Origin of the sequence: Cupriavidus pinatubonensis, from assembly GCF_019602855.1 — a bacterium.
Lineage (GTDB): Bacteria > Pseudomonadota > Gammaproteobacteria > Burkholderiales > Burkholderiaceae > Cupriavidus > Cupriavidus pinatubonensis.
Genome location: NZ_CP080766.1, coordinates 862044 through 877048 on the forward strand (window position 1 = coordinate 862044; position 15005 = coordinate 877048).

A 15005-nucleotide genomic window follows, 5' to 3' on the forward strand; every position below is an offset into this window, starting at 1 on the left:
GTTTCGTGATTCAAGACGGGTTGGCATCAGACTGCGGGCCGGAGGAGGCCAGCAGATCAAAATCGAGACAGACGAACTCCGTGGGGAATTCGATGCGGGCGTAGTAGACGATCACATCGTCGACGCAGGCGTAGCGGCGTAGTTCGGCCACTGGCGAGCCCACGGCAAGATCGAGCCCGACCGCGGATTCCGCCCCGGCCGCGACAATGGTCAGGCGCTGTCGCGCCGCGCTGACCTGCAGGCCGGGAAAACGGTCGAGTACCTGCACCGAAGCGCCATGCCGGAAGGCATCGGGCTCGCGTGCGAAGACGCCGGCCTCGATGTACACCTCGCACATCGCAAAAGGCCGCCCGTCTGCGCGATGCAGGCGGCGCAGGAAATGGTATTCGGCGGCACGCTGCCCGCTGCATGGCAGGCCAAGGTCAGCGGGCAACGCCACGTTCCCGCGGGATTCGACCAACGCTTCCGTATCAATGGCATCGCCAACGGCGACAGCCTCGTCCCAGCTAGTGGATAGCGACACGCGCCGCTGCGTCCGGCTGCCCGCCTTGACGAATGTCCCACGGCCCCGCGAGCGCTCCAGCAGACCCTCCTCGTCGAGCATCGACAGCGCCTGGTGCATGGTCATTCGCGCCACGCCGTACTGGCGGCACAGCGCGTCGAGCGACGGGATCTGCGCGCCGGGCACCCAGGCGCCGCTTTCGATCTGCCGACGGAAGATGGTCGCCAGCTGCAGATAGACGGGCTGGCGGCTGCGGGAAAGGAGTTCGGTCGAAGGGTGTTCCGGCATGGGAAGTCCAGGCTGATTCGCCTGTCTGTTGCAAAGGCCGCCCAGGCACATTTATACGCGGGGCGGCGTGCCGAAACTTTATAAAGGTATATAAACCTAGACTACTAGGGTTTACCACCCGAAGCGCTCCTTGATCCACACCATGTCTGCGAGGGATGGAGGGAAATGTGACACTCCAAGGAGCATTGGACCGCCGATTAACACCTTGTTCTTAATGCGTCAACTCGCACATTCGCGCTTTGTAATCATCTGTAATGTACTGAGATAATCCCACAGCCAAAAACGGTTGCCAGTCCGGAACCGCGTGGATTCGCATCACGGTGGATGCGGGAGACTAAGACCGAATCCCTGCGCCCTCGCAGGACGCCAGGACAGACGTGGAAGATTTTTCAGCTTTATCAGGTCGGGGAAACGCCGCTCAAGTCGGCACCGCTTTGCCGACTACCGTCCAGAAGTGGCCTCTTCTCGCGAATAAGCTCGCGCAACAGCAGTCCGCCGCCAGCATTTTTGTCATCGCGCTGCTCGCCCACATGATCCTGTGGACGCTGTTGCCAAGCCTGCTGCTGAAAAACGCTTCGCTGGACATCATCGAAGCGCTGGCGTGGGGGCATGAGTGGCAACTCGGTTACGAGAAGGATCCCCCACTCTGGCCGTGGGTGACCGAAGCCCTGACCGTGTGGCCGGGCAAGAATCTGTGGGCCTGCTATCTTGCCGCACAGGTCTGCATCGGGACCGTGTTCGTCTCTGTCTGGCAGCTGGGTTGCCGTATCGCCTCCAGGCGTGAGGCACTGCTGGGTGCCCTTCTGCTCGAGGGTATCTATTACTTCAACTTTCCCACTCCCGAATTCAACGACATTGTCCTGCAGATGCCGTTTGCGGCGCTGTTCGGTTGGCTGTTGCATCGCGCATTGACCGACAACCGGCTTCGCGACTGGTGCCTGGCCGGATTCGTTGCCGGCCTGGGACTATGGGCCCGCTACTCGATGGGGGCTTATCTCATCCCCATGGCCATCTTTGTGCTGCTACACCCGGTGGCACGCCGCCGTCTCGCCGAGGCGGGTCCGTGGGTTCTGGTAGCTACGGCGCTTCTCACCTTTCTGCCGCATATGGCCTGGATCGTGGACAGTGGCTTTATCTCGATCGAATATGTTGCGAGACGGGCGCCTGAGGCAACGAACGGGCTGCATTATGTGGCCAGGCTTTCCTCGTTTATCGGGGCGCAGCTTGCCGCACTGATCCCGATGCTGCTGCTCGCGCTGATGCTCTGGCGCTGGAAGAACCCCAATCCGCAATCGCCGTCGGATTCGCGCGAGTTTGACCGTGCCTACCTTGCGGCGCTGGCCTTTGGTCCGATCGTCTTCTCGGTGATCCTTTCGGCCATGACGCAAAGGCCCCCGCGGGTCATGTGGGCAGCGCCGCTGTTGTGCTACGTGGGACTATTCATCGCCACCTCGATCCGCCCGGTGCTCACGGCCCAGCGCTTGCGTACCTTTGGTCGGGCATGGATCGCCGTGCTGCTGCTTCCGGCGCTGCTGTTCACGCTGGAACAAGTGGCCCGGCCATATGTTATGGGCAAGGAAAACCGCAGCCATTTCCCCGGGCGATCGCTCGCCGCGGAGGTGACAGACAGATGGCATGCCGAGACAGGAACCCCGATGAAGTACGTGATCGGGGATACATGGTATGCCGGCAATGCCGCGTTCTACTCCGATGACCGGCCGTCCGCCTTGTTCGTGCATGGCGGGTATCGGTTCAACCCGTGGGTGACACCGGAAAAGCTAAAAAAGGAGGGCGCAGTCCTGGTCTGGGATGCCGCAAGCGAGGGCGCCGACATCCCGCCCATCATTGCCGAGCAGTTTCCCGGCGCGGCACTGCAGCCCGATGTTTCCGTGCGCGGACCGGCCTCCGTCCATCAGGTCGGCATCGCGTTCCTGCTCCCGTCTAAGACGGCCACGCCGGACCACGGCGAGCGGCTCGCAACGAGCCGCTGACCCGGTATCTTCCCCAGGGAACGCGCGGACGCCCTGCCCGCGCACGTCTTTCCATCGCCATGTCGGCCGACGGCCCGGCGCCACCACAGCCGTGGCCGGTGTCATGACAGTGCCAAAGTCACCACATCCTTGCGCCTAAGCAATGCGGCAAGCGGCCAGAATGCGTTATGCCCCGACCTTCCCCGGGGCATGCGCGACTGCCGCTTCGCAGTCATTCTCAGGAGTCAATCCATGTTGATGCGAGACGTGATCCCCCAAGTGCTGAACCGCGGTACTGCCATGCTGACGCAGGACCTGCTGGAGACACCCCCGCAGAAGACGTTCCACCACGCTATCGATATCTATCTCAAGGATTCGAATGCCTTCATGAACACCTACTTTGCCCGCTATTTCGAATGGCAGGGCATTTGCCGGGAACGCTGGTTCCACGAATGCATCCATGACAACCTGCTGGCCGCCGGCGGCGTCTTCGTGACCAAGCGCGCGCACCAGGAGTATGTCGAGGAAACGTTCCCGTTCCAGCGCGTGGACTGCTACCTGAACACGTTCCAGGTAAAGCAGTGCTCGGCATATCTGCTGTTCCGCTTCTGCGTCGGCGGCAAGCCGGTCTCGCTGGGCTACCAGCAGATCGTCTTTGCCGACCGGGACAAGCGGATCAGCCGCTTCCCGCACGGCATCATCGAGCGCGTGAAGGAATATGAACTGGTGCTGCCGGGGCTGGCCAGCTAAGGGCCTGCGAAGCAGCTAGTTAAGGCCGGCGGCTGGGCAAAGCCGCTGGCCGATACGCAAGCACAGCGCCGCCGGACTGGTCAGCCGGCGGCGCTGGCGCGCAACTGGCTGTCCGCCATGGGCGTGAAGCGCGGCAGCTTCAGCGTGAAGGTGGTATGGGAGCCCGGCATGGACTCGCATTCAATGCGGCCGCCGAACGACTCGATCGCGCGGCGGCAGAAGGCCAGCCCCAGGCCGGCGCCACTGCCATGGGCCTTGGTCGAGAAGAACGGGTCGAAAATGCGCGGCAGCACATTGGCGGGAATGCCGCAGCCGGTGTCGCGGAAGCGCACGACGTGGTACGGGCCTTCGGCCGCGCCTGCGATCTCGATACTACCGTCACCCCGGGCGCGGATCGCATGTAGTGCGTTCTTGAGCAGGTTGAACAGGACGTAGACCAGCAGCGTGTCCGATCCCACGAAGCGCCAGGCGTCGTCGATGCCACGCACCTGCACGCGCACCCTGTCGTCGCCCTGGAACGGATAGCGCTCCAGCGCCTCGTGTACGCATTCGCCGATGCCATGCGGTGCGAACGTGCTGCGGTCCAGCCGCTCGAGCGTGACCGAGGCCAGCGCCATGTCGATGACCGTACTGGTGCCATCAACCTCGCGGGTGATCGCGCCCACAAGGCTGGACACGCGTTCGAGCTGCCCCGGGCGCATGCGGTCTTCGCACAGCCCATGTTCGACGGCGAGCCGATAGCCCTGCAGCACTTCCGGCCAGGTCCGCGCCATTTCCTGCGCCTGCATGCGGATCGACGCGAGCGGCGTGCGCACTTCGTGTGCGACCGTGGCGGCGAGCGAATACGGATGCATGAGGTCGTAGCGCACCACGCTCAGCGCGAGGATGCCAAGGCTCAGCGCCACGAACACCACGCCAGGCGGATAGAAGGCGTAGCCATAGTTGACCGCGTAATCGACTGCCGCGATCGAGTAGAGCACCACCGCCACGAGGCACAGGTTATAGCGCTTGCGGCGTTCCGCAGTGGCGTTTCGGCGCGCTTCGAAGAGGATCCATGCGCTGCGCATCGCGACCAGGACGGTCTGCACCAGATGCAGTGGATGCAGGGGTCCAGCCTTCGGATAGTCGCCGAAAAAGTATGTGTAGTAGCCCGCCACCACCTTGTTGCTGGTGAGCAGCATCACGGCAAGCAGCAGGCTCATGCCGTATGAGGCGAGCAGGATCGGCCGTTCCTGGCGCCGTTCGGTGACTTCGGCAATGAAGTGGTAATACGTGGTCGGCAGGAACAGGATGAACAGGTAGCCGAGCCGCGCCAGCAGCGTCGCCACGTCGGGATGTTCGGCCTGGAACAGGAAGACCCAGGTTCCCTGCCACGCAAACGTGGTCACGCACAGCAGGAAGAACGACGCCGACACGCGCGTCACGCCCTTGGTCACGAGCACATAAAGGCCGTAACCAAGAAAGGTGGACGAGACGAAGGCTGGCAGGGCGGCGTACATGCGTGGCGCGATTAGGGGTGTCTCCGAAGCAACATGACATATTAAGTCGCGACAGGCTGCGGCGTGCATCATTTGATTGCATTCTGAGCTAACCTGCGCTTAACGCACCCCCTACTACCCGGGGATTGCCAAAACAGCAGGGCGGCGGCCGGATACATTTCGTACCCGGCCGCCGCCCTGTAGTGGGATGCCGACGCTTACCAGCGCGAGTCGTTTTCCCAGGCCTTCATCTCGTCTTCGGCGCGTTCCTTCGTGTAGCCGTAGCGCTCGCGGATGCGGCCGGCGAGCTGGTCGCGCTTGCCGTTGATCTGGGCGATGTCGTCATCGGTGAGCTTGCCCCACTTCTCCTTGATCTTGCCCTTGGCCTGGTCCCACTTGCCTTCGATCTGTTCCCAGTTCATGTGGTGCTCCTTGAGGTCGTCGATGGGTCGTCGATGTTCCGCGATGGTGGCGAATGCCGGCATCTGTCAGAACCGGATTAGCGCGCGTACTTCGCCTTCACGTCAGCCTGGCACTTGTCCTTGCTGTCGCCGGTCATGGCATCGCAGCGTTCCTTGTCAGCCTTGTAAGCAGCGTCGGTGGTGTCCTTGCGGGCATCGCGGCGCGCCTCGGCGACATCGGTCCGCGTACCGGTCGCAGCTGCCTTCTCTACCTTGGCTTCGCCGAGCGCCTTCTCATGCGCGGTCTTGGCGTCCTTCTTGCACACGTCCTTGTCGTTGCCGGACTTGTCGTCGCACATTTCCTTGGCTACGTCATAGTCGCGGTCGGCCTTGGTCTTCAGGGCTTTGGCGTGCGCCTTCTCCGTGCCATCGCGAGTTGCCTCGGCGTCGGCCTTGGCGACATCGCGGTCGCGCTTGGCTTCGGCCTTGCACACGTCCTTGGCATTACCCTTCATGCCATCGCATTTGCCCATGGCCGCCTTGTAATTGTCGTTGGCCTGCTTGACCGCAGTGTCGTAATCGGCCTTTGAACCGGTGTGGGTCTGGGCCACGGCGAAGCCTGCGGGGGCGGCGAACATCATCGAACATACTGCTGCTGACAGCCATTTCTTCATCATGTCGGGCTCCTTCCAAGTGAATGATTGGCGGGATTTGCCGGCACAGCCGACAGCGGGGTGCTGCCCGCCTTACTGCATGTGTTCAGGTTAGGTTTTGTGCCGTGCGACATGCAGAAGTGGGGTTCCGAAAGGTGCGTCAGAGGATTCCGACAGGAAACGCCACGGCGCCCAAAGAAAAAGGCCCGTCCTTGGGGGACGGGCCTTGTTACATCGGGGAAATCAGGTATCAGGATGACAGCGAATCCGACAACCGGTTGTTCGGCTCGTCGACTTCCTCGTCCGGCCAGTTTCTTCCGACCATCCATTCATACAGCGTGGGCAGCACGATCAGCGTCAGCATCGTGGCGGTAATCAGGCCACCGATGATCACGATCGCCAGCGGCCGCTGGGTTTCCGCGCCGATGGCGCGAGAAATCGCCATCGGGAAGAGACCTAGCATGGCCAGCAGCGCCGTCATCAGCACCGTGCGCAGCCGGTCCATGGATCCGGTCAGCACGGCCTGGCGCACCGGCATGCCTTCATCGCGCAGTTGGTTGAAGTAGGTCACCATCACCACCCCGTTCAGCACGGCCTGCCCGAAGAGCGCGATAAACCCGATGGCCGCCGACACCGACAGCGGAATGCCCGTCAGGAACAGCGCGAACACGCCGCCGATCAGCGCGAACGGAATGTTCGAGATGATCAGCGTGGCGCTCTTGAACGACTTGAACGCATTGAACAGCAGCAGGAAGATCACCAGCACCGACAACGGCACCACGATCGACAGCCGTGCCATGGCGCGCTCCTGGTTCTCGAACTCGCCCGACCAACTGATCTTGACGTCTTCAGCATTCACGTTTTTCTTGACCAGGGCCTGCATGTCTTTCACCACACTGCCCATGTCGCGGTCGTGGATGAAGATGCCGATCGACGTCGTGCGCTGGCCGTTTTCGCGGCTGATGTTCATGGCGCCGGAGGCGGCACGGAACGTCACCAGCTGCGACAACGGGACCTGCGCGCCATCGGCGGTCTGCATGAAGATGTTCGGCAGGTTCGGCAACTCGCGCTCCGACGGCTTCAGGCGCACAGCGACGCTGAAGTGCTTTTCCCCTTCCCACAGCTCCGTCGCAGCCTTGCCGGCCAGCGCGGTTTCCATCAGGTCCTGCACATCGGCCACGTTGATGCCGTAGCGCGCAGCCTGGGCACGATCGAACTCGAGCACGTACTGCGGCAGTTCGCCGTCACGGTCGATGAACGCACGCATCACGCCCTTGACTGACTGCACGTTGGCGAGAATCTGGTCCGCCACCTGCTTGTTGTGCTGCAGGCTGTCGCTCTGCACCTTGATGACGATCTGACCCTTGATCTGCGAGATCGACTCGAGGATGTTGTCACGCACTGGCTGCGAGAAATTGGGCTCGATGCCCGGCAGCTGCCGCAAGTTGTGGTTGATCTCCTCGATGATCTTGCGCTTGTCGTAGCCCGCGCGCCATTGCTTGTCGTTCTTCAGGTCGACAAGAATTTCCACGGTATTGATCAGCTTCGGATCGGTACCGTCATCGGGACGACCCACCTTGGAAATCGTGGTGTTGACTTCCGGCGTCTTACGGATCACGCCGCGCAGCTTGCGCGCCTGGTCGCGTGCCTCGTCGATCGAAACCGAGGCCGGCAGGTCGAAGCTGACCCACATCGAACCTTCGTCGAGTTCGGGAAGGAATTCGCTGCCCAGGAACTTGCCTACGCCCACGGTCGCCACCAGCAAACCCAGCGCCACGCCGACCACCATCTTCTTGTGGTCGAGCGCCCAGGCCAGCATCGGCTCGTACACCCGCTTGCAATGGCGCACCACGAAGTTGTCGTCGTGGGCGATGTTCTTCTTCAGCAGCAGGTGGCACAGCAGCGGCACCAGCGTCAGCGAGATGATCAGCGAGCCGACCAGCGCACCGGTCACGGTGTAGGCCATCGGCGCGAAGATCTTCCCTTCATGCCGTTGCAGCGTGAAGATCGGGATGTGCGCGGCGATGATGATCACCATTGAAAACACGGTCGGACGGCCGACTTCGGTCGTGGCCTGCAGGATCGCGTAGAGCCGCGCCTTGCTGTCCTGGATCTGCTGTTCCTTCAGTTCGCCGAGGCGTTTGAAGATGTTCTCGACCACGATCACCGCGCCGTCGACGATGATACCGAAGTCCATCGCCCCCAAAGACAGCAGGTTGGCCGGGATGCCGACCCACGTCAGCCCGATGAACGTCGACAGCAGCGCCAGCGGGATCACCAGCGCGACGATGGCCGCCGCGCGCACGTTGGCGAGGAACAGGTACAGCACCGCCATCACCAGCAGCGCGCCTTCGACCAGGTTGCCGAACACCGTGTGCAGTGTCTTGTCGATCAGCGTGGAGCGATCGTAGTACGGCACGATCTTCACGCCCTTGGGCAGGATCTGGTCGTCGAGCAGCTCGATCTTCTTCTTGAGCGCTTCGAGCACCAGCGACGGGTTCTCGCCCTTGCGCATCACCACGATGCCCGAGACGATGTCGTCTTCATCGTCCTGCCCCATCAGGCCCTGCGGCGGCGCCGCGCCGATCTTCACATCGGCGATGTCCTTGACCAGGATCGGCGTGCCGTTGTTCTCCGCCACCACCACGTTAGCGATGTCGGCCGAGGTACGGAAGCTGCCCAGCGAACGCAGCAGGAACTGCTGTCGGCCGTGTGCCACGGCGCCGCCGCCCGCGTTGGAGTTGGCGCGCTGCAGCGCGGTGAACAGCTGCGACAGGGATATCTTGGCGTCGCGCATGCGCGCCAGGTTCGGGTTCACCTCATACTGCTTGGTAGTGCCGCCAATGGTCACCAGGTCGGCCACGCCAGGCACCTGGCGCAGGTTCTTCTCGACCACCCAGTCCTGCAGCGTACGCAGTTCCTGCGCGGTGTAGCCCTTGCCGGTCAGTCGGAATCGGTAAATTTCGCCGATTGCCGTGGACAGCGGCGCCAGGTCGGGATGCACCCCGTCCGGCAGGTCCACGCCGCGCAGGCGTTCCAGGATCTGCTGGCGCGCGGTCACGTCGGTGGCCTTGTCGTTGAAGGTCACCATCATGAACGACAGGCCGAACTGCGTGTGCGAGAACACGCGCACCGAATTCGGCGTGCCGGCCATCGCGGTTTCGATCGGGATGGTCACCTGGCGCTCCACTTCTTCGGCCGCGCGGCCGGGGTAGAGCGTGATGATGTTGACCTGGATGTCGGACACATCCGGGAAGGCCTCGATCGGCAGGTTCTTGAACGCGGCCAGGCCGCCGCCCACAAAGATCAGCAGGCCCAGCCAGACAAACAGCTTCTGGTGCAGGGCAAAATTGACGATACGCGAAATCATCTGGCGGCCGTCCTTATTGCTTGGCCGCAGCGCGCGCGTTGTTGACGGCGGTGGCGTCGCGCAGGATGTCCTGCAGGTAGAGATTGCCGTCGGTCACCACGGTTTCGCCATCCTTGATGCCGTCAACCACCTCGCTGACACCAGGCAACGACACGCCGAGCTTCACCGGACGGCGCACGAAGGTGTTGGGCGCGGTGCGCACGAATACATAGTTGCGGTTGTCGGCCAGGAACACTGCCTTGGACGGCACGGCAATACCCTGGAACGACGCCGCCTGCAGCCGGGCCGTGACGAACATCTCGGCCTTGAGCCGGCGGTCGGCATTGGGCACGGCAAGGCGCACCTTGATGCTGCGCGAAGTCGGGTCGACATAATCGGCGATCTTCACCACGGTGCCAGGGAAGGTCTCGCCCGGATAGGCGGCAGAGATGAGCTGCACGGTCACGCCGGGCTTGAACAGGCCAAGGTCGGCCTCGCCGGCATCGACCTGTGCCCACAGCGTGGTCGGATCGGTTACCAGGAACAGCGGCGCGGTGGGCGGCTGGTCAGGGCGCAGTTCCATGCCGGGGTTGATGTTGCGCTCCACCACCAGTCCGTCGATGGGGCTGCGCAGCGAGAAGCGGTTGGCACCGTCGCCAGCCGCGCCGCCGTACTGCCGCAGCGCCGCCTGCGTGCGCGCCAGGTCGGCCGCCGTGCGTGCGGCGTCGGCCTGGGACTGCTCCAGGTCCTTCTGGGCAATCACGCCTGCTGCGTACAGCTCGCGTTGGCGCGCCAGCGCCTTGGCTGCGACCGAATTGTCGGCGGCAGCTTTGCGCGCATCGGCCTGGGCCACGCCAAAGTCCGACGAGGTCAGGTTTGCCAGCGGCTGGCCGGCTTTTACCGTAGCGCCCGGCTGAACCAGGATTTCCGTCACGCGGCCGGCAAACGGCGTGGAGACGCGCACGGTCTTGTCCTCGTTCCACCCCAGGCGGCCCGGCAGGTTCAGCATGCGCTGGCCACCGGTGCGGGCGGCTTCGCCCGCGATGCCGGGCAGAGTCTTCACGCTCGCCGGGAACTGGACGGTTTCGCCCGTGACCTTGGGCTCGTCATCGGCCTTGGGCGCTTCTTCCTTGCCGCAAGCGGCAAGCGCCAGCGCGCACAGGGACAAGGCGGCCACGCGCGCAGGCAGGCCGGCGGGAGAAACTCGAAACACTTCGGACAGCAGATTAGGGACGCGGCGCATCGGTACGGACCTGGGAATTCGGGATGGAGCTGACGGGAGTGGTGGTGGACTGCAACGCCGTGCGGTAAGCCGACAGGGCCTTGGCGTAGTCGCCCTGGGCATTGGTGGCGTCCAGCCGGGTCTGGCGCAGCGCGCGGCGTGCATCGAGCAAGTCGAGCACGCCGGTTGCGCCCTTCGTATAGGCAAATTCGGCGCTTCCTGCTACCGATTCGGCGGCGGGCACGACGGATTCGCGCATCTGCCTCAGCGACAGGCGTGCGGCTTCGAGCTGGTTGCGCAAGCGTTCGACCTCATTCTGCGCCTCGAGCAGCACGCGGTTGCGATCGTCGAGCGCGGCGTAATAGTCGACCTCGGCGCGGCGCGCTTCGCCGCCATTGCTGTGGCGCACGAACAGCGGAATCGAGACAAAGACGCCGTAGCTGTTGCCGCTGCCGTTCGTATTGGTTTCGGAAATCGGGTAGTGCTCGTATTGCGCACCCACGGTCACATCGGGCACGCGGCCGGCACGGGCAAGGTCACGCGCCGAGGCGGCGGCAGCCAGACGGGCCTCGGCCGCGGTCACGTCGGGGCGGCGCTGCGCAATTTCGAGATCGACCGGCGGGGTCGGCTCGTCGAGCGACGGCCAGTCCGCCACTAGGCGGTTGTCGGCCAGCGTGCCCGGCACCCCCATGGCCTGGGCCAGTTGCGCCTTGTCGCGCATATGGTCGGCCATGGCCTGGCGCATGTCGTTCTGCGCACGCAGGTTGTCGAGCTGGAGCTTGGTCACGTCGGCGCGCGACACGTCGCCGGCCTTCAGGCGAGTCTCGTTAGCCTGCTGCGTGCGGGTATAGAGCGCTACGGTCTCGCTCAGCACCTGGACGCGCTCCTGGCTTACCACGGCATCGTAGAACGCCTGCTCGACGGCGCCGGTCTGCTGGGCCACCACGGCCTGCACGGCCTCGCCGGCCGCCACGCTCGCCTTCTGCGCGGCGTCCTTGCGCAGGTTGCCCTTGTTCGCGGTTTCGATCAGCTGGTCGATGCGGAACGTGGAATCCACGGTCTTGCTGCGCAGGTTGCCGGAGCCGACGCCGGCGTGCGGATTGATGTTCTGCACACCAACGCTCAACACGGGATTCGGGCGCTGCGACGCGATCTGGATATCCGCCTGGCTCGCTTCCTCGCCGCGGCGCGCGGCAATGATGTCGCGGTTGCAGCGCAGAGCATCCTGACGCGCCTGCGCCAGGGTCAGGGTGGCCTTCGGGGGCGGCGGCAGGCAGGGCCCATCGGGCGGCAGCGGCTGGCTCGCCCCGTGGGCCAACGGGGCCGTCAGGCCGGCCACGGCCGCCAGGATGGCGGCAGCAGTAGCGCTTGAAACAGGAAAAGGCACGGTTCGATCTGGCTCGGGTTCGACAACAGTCAAAGGTAAACGACCGTGCCCGCCGATTGGTGCACCGAACTGACGATATTTCGTCATCTGGCGCGTTCCCGTCGCGTGTTATCCGCTATCTACGGGACCTTCGCACGATCTCCCGCCCGCATTCAAACCGAATCGGATTACAAAGCGCTTTCATCCTTGCAAAAAACTACGTTAATTGCTGCGAAAACGCAAAATCAAGGGAAAATCCCAGTAGCTCGGCCCACAGAATGCACCATATAGGTGCATTCATGACAGCGAGGTCGCTATGCCCTCGCCCGGTCATCGAGTCCAAGGCTACGGCCGATGATCTCTTTCATGATCTCGCTGCTGCCCGCATAGATTCGGGAGATTCGCGCATCGGTGTACATGCGGCAGATGCGGTACTCCTCCATATAACCCGCGCCGCCGTGAAACTGAACGCCTTCGTCGACCACCCGCCCCTGCAGTTCCGAAGTCAGTAGTTTGGCCGAAGCCGCGGTTTCGACTGTCAGCGTGCCGGCGTTGTGCTGCAGCACGCACTGGTCGACGAAGGTCTGCAGTGCGTCGAGCTGCGCACGCAACTCCGCCAGCCTGAAGCGGGAATCCTGGAACGTGCCGATCGCCCGGCCGAACGCCTTGCGCTCCTTGACGTAATCCAGCGTGATATCGAACGCCACCTGGGCCGACGCCATGTAGCCGCAGGCGCCGATCAGCCGCTCCTCGGCCAGGTGGCGCGTCAGATAGCGGAAGCCCTGTCCCGGTTCGCCGAGCACATTGGACTTCGGCACCCTGACGTTATCGAAGAAGAGTTCGGAAGTATCTTGCGAGTGCAGGCCCATTTTGCGCAGCTTGCGTCCGCGCTGGAACCCGGGCATGTCGCGCTCGACGATGAACAGGCCGAGCCCATGGCTGCGTTCCGGATCGGTGCGCGCCACCACGACCACGTAGTCGGCGAGTTGCCCGTTCGAGATATAGGTCTTGGCGCCATTGAGCAGCCAGTGGTCGCCCTTATCCTCCGCGCGGGTGCGTATGCCGGCCAGATCCGAGCCGGTCTGCGGCTCGGTCATCGCAATGGCGAAGATCTTCTCGCCGCGCGCCGCGGCCGGCAGCAAACGCTGGCGCTGCTCCTCGTTGCCGATGCGGCCGACATAGGGCGCCACAAGCCGCGAATGCAGCGTGCCGAAGAAACCCGTATCGCCATGGCGCGCATTTTCCTCGATCAGGATCTGTTCGTAGCGGAAGTCATCCACGCCCGCGCCGCCGTACTTCTCGTCCGCCCACATCAGCAGATAGCCCTGGTCCCCAGCCTTGCGAAACACGTCCCGGTCCACGCAACCCTGCTCGCGCCATCGCTCGCCGTGCGGACCAACCTCGCGCTGGTAGAAACGGCGCGCGGACTCGCGAAAGCTCTCGTGTTCGGCGTCGAAGATTAGGCGTTGCATGGGTTGTCTCCTTTCTCGTTTTTGGCTGACGGAATCGGACCAGTGTCGGCCTTGCGGCCGTTGTCAGGTTCGTCGGAAAGGATGATTTTGGGTGCGCCGTGCTGGGCAAGGGTGCATCGAAAAACAGCCTAGCGCCTTGAGACCGGAAATTCTGCGAGTAGCGCCGGCAAGTACACGTCGGGATCAAGGCGGGAAAAATGGGTAGCCAGTCCGGAAGGACTTATCTGCGCATTGATCAATGCCGCCACGAACCAAAAACGCCTTCAATGCAGAGTTTTTGATATGAAACCAACATAACTTTCACTAATCATTCCATCCGCCCGCACCGATACTCAATGCATACAAAACATCGACATGGAGCGGGAAATGGAAGTCACCCTGTGGATTGCCGGGGCGCTCGGCCTGATGGCGCTTGGCGCGACGGTGACGTACCTGATCGGCATGGCCGTGCCGGAACCGGTATTCGAACGCGCCCAGCAGCATGGGCGTTATGCCGGTCTGGGCGCAGCGACGCAAAAGCGCCGTGGCGGCGGCAAGCGTATCCGGCGCTTGCGCATCTTGCCGGCCGCGCATCCCGTCCCGCGCTTGGTGCCGGTGCGCGCCTGAGCGTCTCGGCCCCCTTCAAGACAGCGGAAAATCCCAGCGCTGCGACCAGTCCGATTCTTCACGCACGATGTCGTGGAGAATCCGGACCGCGTCGTCCAGGGCTTGTCTCCCTGGCGAACCGGCATGGACGAGGAATACCGGATACGAGAATTCCGATGCGTCCTCGACGCGTTCCAGCACGCCGCTGTCCAGATAGCTCTGCACAACCCGCGTGCGGAAATAGCCGCTGCCGCCATATTGCAGGATGTACTGCAGCGCCAGCGGCCCGAGATTGAAGTACAGCGATGACCTGGCGTACCCCGGCAACGCGCTGTCATGCTGCCGGCGGAATTCTGGCCCCCAGTCGACATAGACATAAGATCCAGCGCGCTGCGTGGAGCGGATCTGGATCAGCTTCTCTTCCATGAGATGCTCGACGTGCAGGCCAGCCGCGTATTCCGGCTGGTAGACCAGCGCGGCGTCCAGCGTGCCCGACTGCAGCTTGCGTTGTAATTCCGCGCCATCGCCGACTTCGGCGCGCACTGCGTGATCCGGCATCTGCTGGCGCAGGCGCGTAGCCCACAACAGCACAAGGGGGTTACCCAGGCTGATCTCCGCGCCGAACGTCAGCATGCTGCCGAGTCCAGCGGGCAGCGGCAGGTCTCGGCATGCCGCTTCCCAAGTCTGCACGAGCTGGCTGGCATACCCGAGAAAGCGCTGACCATCGGCCGTCAGCCTGGCGCCTGCCTTGTTGCGGTCGAACAGCCGGCAGTTGAGTTGCGATTCCAGGCTCTTGATGCGCGCCGTGACGGCGGTCTGCGTCACATGCAGCTTGTCGGCCGCCGCGAGAAGGCTGCCGGTCCGTACCACTTGCAGAAAGGTGCGGGCAAGTTCGATATCCATGCAAAACGAAGCGGGCTGGACAGGTGGAGTGCCATGCGCCGCACGGCGGCGTGGCTGCCAACCTTA

The 15005-nt window shown here is 63.4% G+C and carries 12 protein-coding genes; 3 read left to right on the top strand and 9 right to left on the bottom strand.

The annotated features are described in order from the left end of the window. Positions 1-10 precede the first annotated feature (10 nt). Positions 11-790: a GntR family transcriptional regulator gene (locus K2O51_RS03860; protein WP_140948773.1), complete on the bottom strand. Its 780-nt coding sequence runs from the start codon at positions 788-790 to the stop codon at positions 11-13. Between the two features lie 377 nt (positions 791-1167). Here K2O51_RS03860 and K2O51_RS03865 point away from each other — a divergent pair, with 377 nt between their 5' ends. Together K2O51_RS03865 and K2O51_RS03870 are read left to right on the top strand one after the other, a co-directional pair. After that, the gene (locus K2O51_RS03865) at positions 1168-2781 is read left to right on the top strand and encodes a glycosyltransferase family 39 protein (protein ID WP_220630511.1); all 1614 of its coding nucleotides are present in this window, start codon (positions 1168-1170) and stop codon (positions 2779-2781) included. A 231-nt stretch (positions 2782-3012) separates the two neighbouring features. After that, positions 3013-3510, top strand: a complete 498-nt coding sequence (locus K2O51_RS03870) for an acyl-CoA thioesterase (protein WP_011299632.1) — start codon at positions 3013-3015, stop codon at positions 3508-3510. An 80-nt stretch (positions 3511-3590) separates the two neighbouring features. Here the strand turns inward: K2O51_RS03870 and K2O51_RS03875 are convergent, their stop codons facing one another. From K2O51_RS03875 to K2O51_RS03905, 7 genes are all read right to left on the bottom strand, one after another. Beyond that, positions 3591-5009, bottom strand: a complete 1419-nt coding sequence (locus K2O51_RS03875; protein WP_041680105.1) for a sensor histidine kinase — start codon at positions 5007-5009, stop codon at positions 3591-3593. Between the two features lie 197 nt (positions 5010-5206). Further along, on the bottom strand, positions 5207-5410 hold the full coding sequence (locus K2O51_RS03880) for a CsbD family protein (protein WP_041680104.1): 204 nt from the start codon (positions 5408-5410) through the stop codon (positions 5207-5209). A gap of 77 nt (positions 5411-5487) precedes the next feature. After that, the gene (locus tag K2O51_RS03885; protein ID WP_011299629.1) at positions 5488-6066 is read right to left on the bottom strand and encodes a hypothetical protein; all 579 of its coding nucleotides are present in this window, start codon (positions 6064-6066) and stop codon (positions 5488-5490) included. Positions 6067-6292: 226 nt separating this feature from the next. After that, positions 6293-9412: an efflux RND transporter permease subunit gene (locus tag K2O51_RS03890; protein ID WP_011299628.1), complete on the bottom strand. Its 3120-nt coding sequence runs from the start codon at positions 9410-9412 to the stop codon at positions 6293-6295. Between the two features lie 13 nt (positions 9413-9425). Further along, positions 9426-10634, bottom strand: a complete 1209-nt coding sequence (locus K2O51_RS03895; RefSeq protein ID WP_011299627.1) for an efflux RND transporter periplasmic adaptor subunit — start codon at positions 10632-10634, stop codon at positions 9426-9428. Continuing rightward, on the bottom strand, positions 10618-12000 hold the full coding sequence (locus K2O51_RS03900; RefSeq protein WP_425332977.1) for a TolC family protein: 1383 nt from the start codon (positions 11998-12000) through the stop codon (positions 10618-10620). Before K2O51_RS03900 ends, K2O51_RS03895 begins: the two co-directional genes overlap by 17 nt. A 293-nt stretch (positions 12001-12293) precedes the next feature. Beyond that, entirely contained in the window at positions 12294-13451 is a 1158-nt protein-coding gene (locus K2O51_RS03905) for an acyl-CoA dehydrogenase family protein (RefSeq protein ID WP_220630512.1), read from the bottom strand. 366 nt (positions 13452-13817) lie between these two features. Here K2O51_RS03905 and K2O51_RS03910 point away from each other — a divergent pair, with 366 nt between their 5' ends. Next, complete coding sequence (locus K2O51_RS03910; protein WP_140948776.1) at positions 13818-14057, top strand: hypothetical protein; 240 nt, start codon at positions 13818-13820, stop codon at positions 14055-14057. Positions 14058-14072: 15 nt separating this feature from the next. Here the strand turns inward: K2O51_RS03910 and K2O51_RS03915 are convergent, their stop codons facing one another. Beyond that, the gene (locus K2O51_RS03915; protein WP_011299623.1) at positions 14073-14939 is read right to left on the bottom strand and encodes a LysR family transcriptional regulator; all 867 of its coding nucleotides are present in this window, start codon (positions 14937-14939) and stop codon (positions 14073-14075) included. Positions 14940-15005 lie beyond the last annotated feature (66 nt).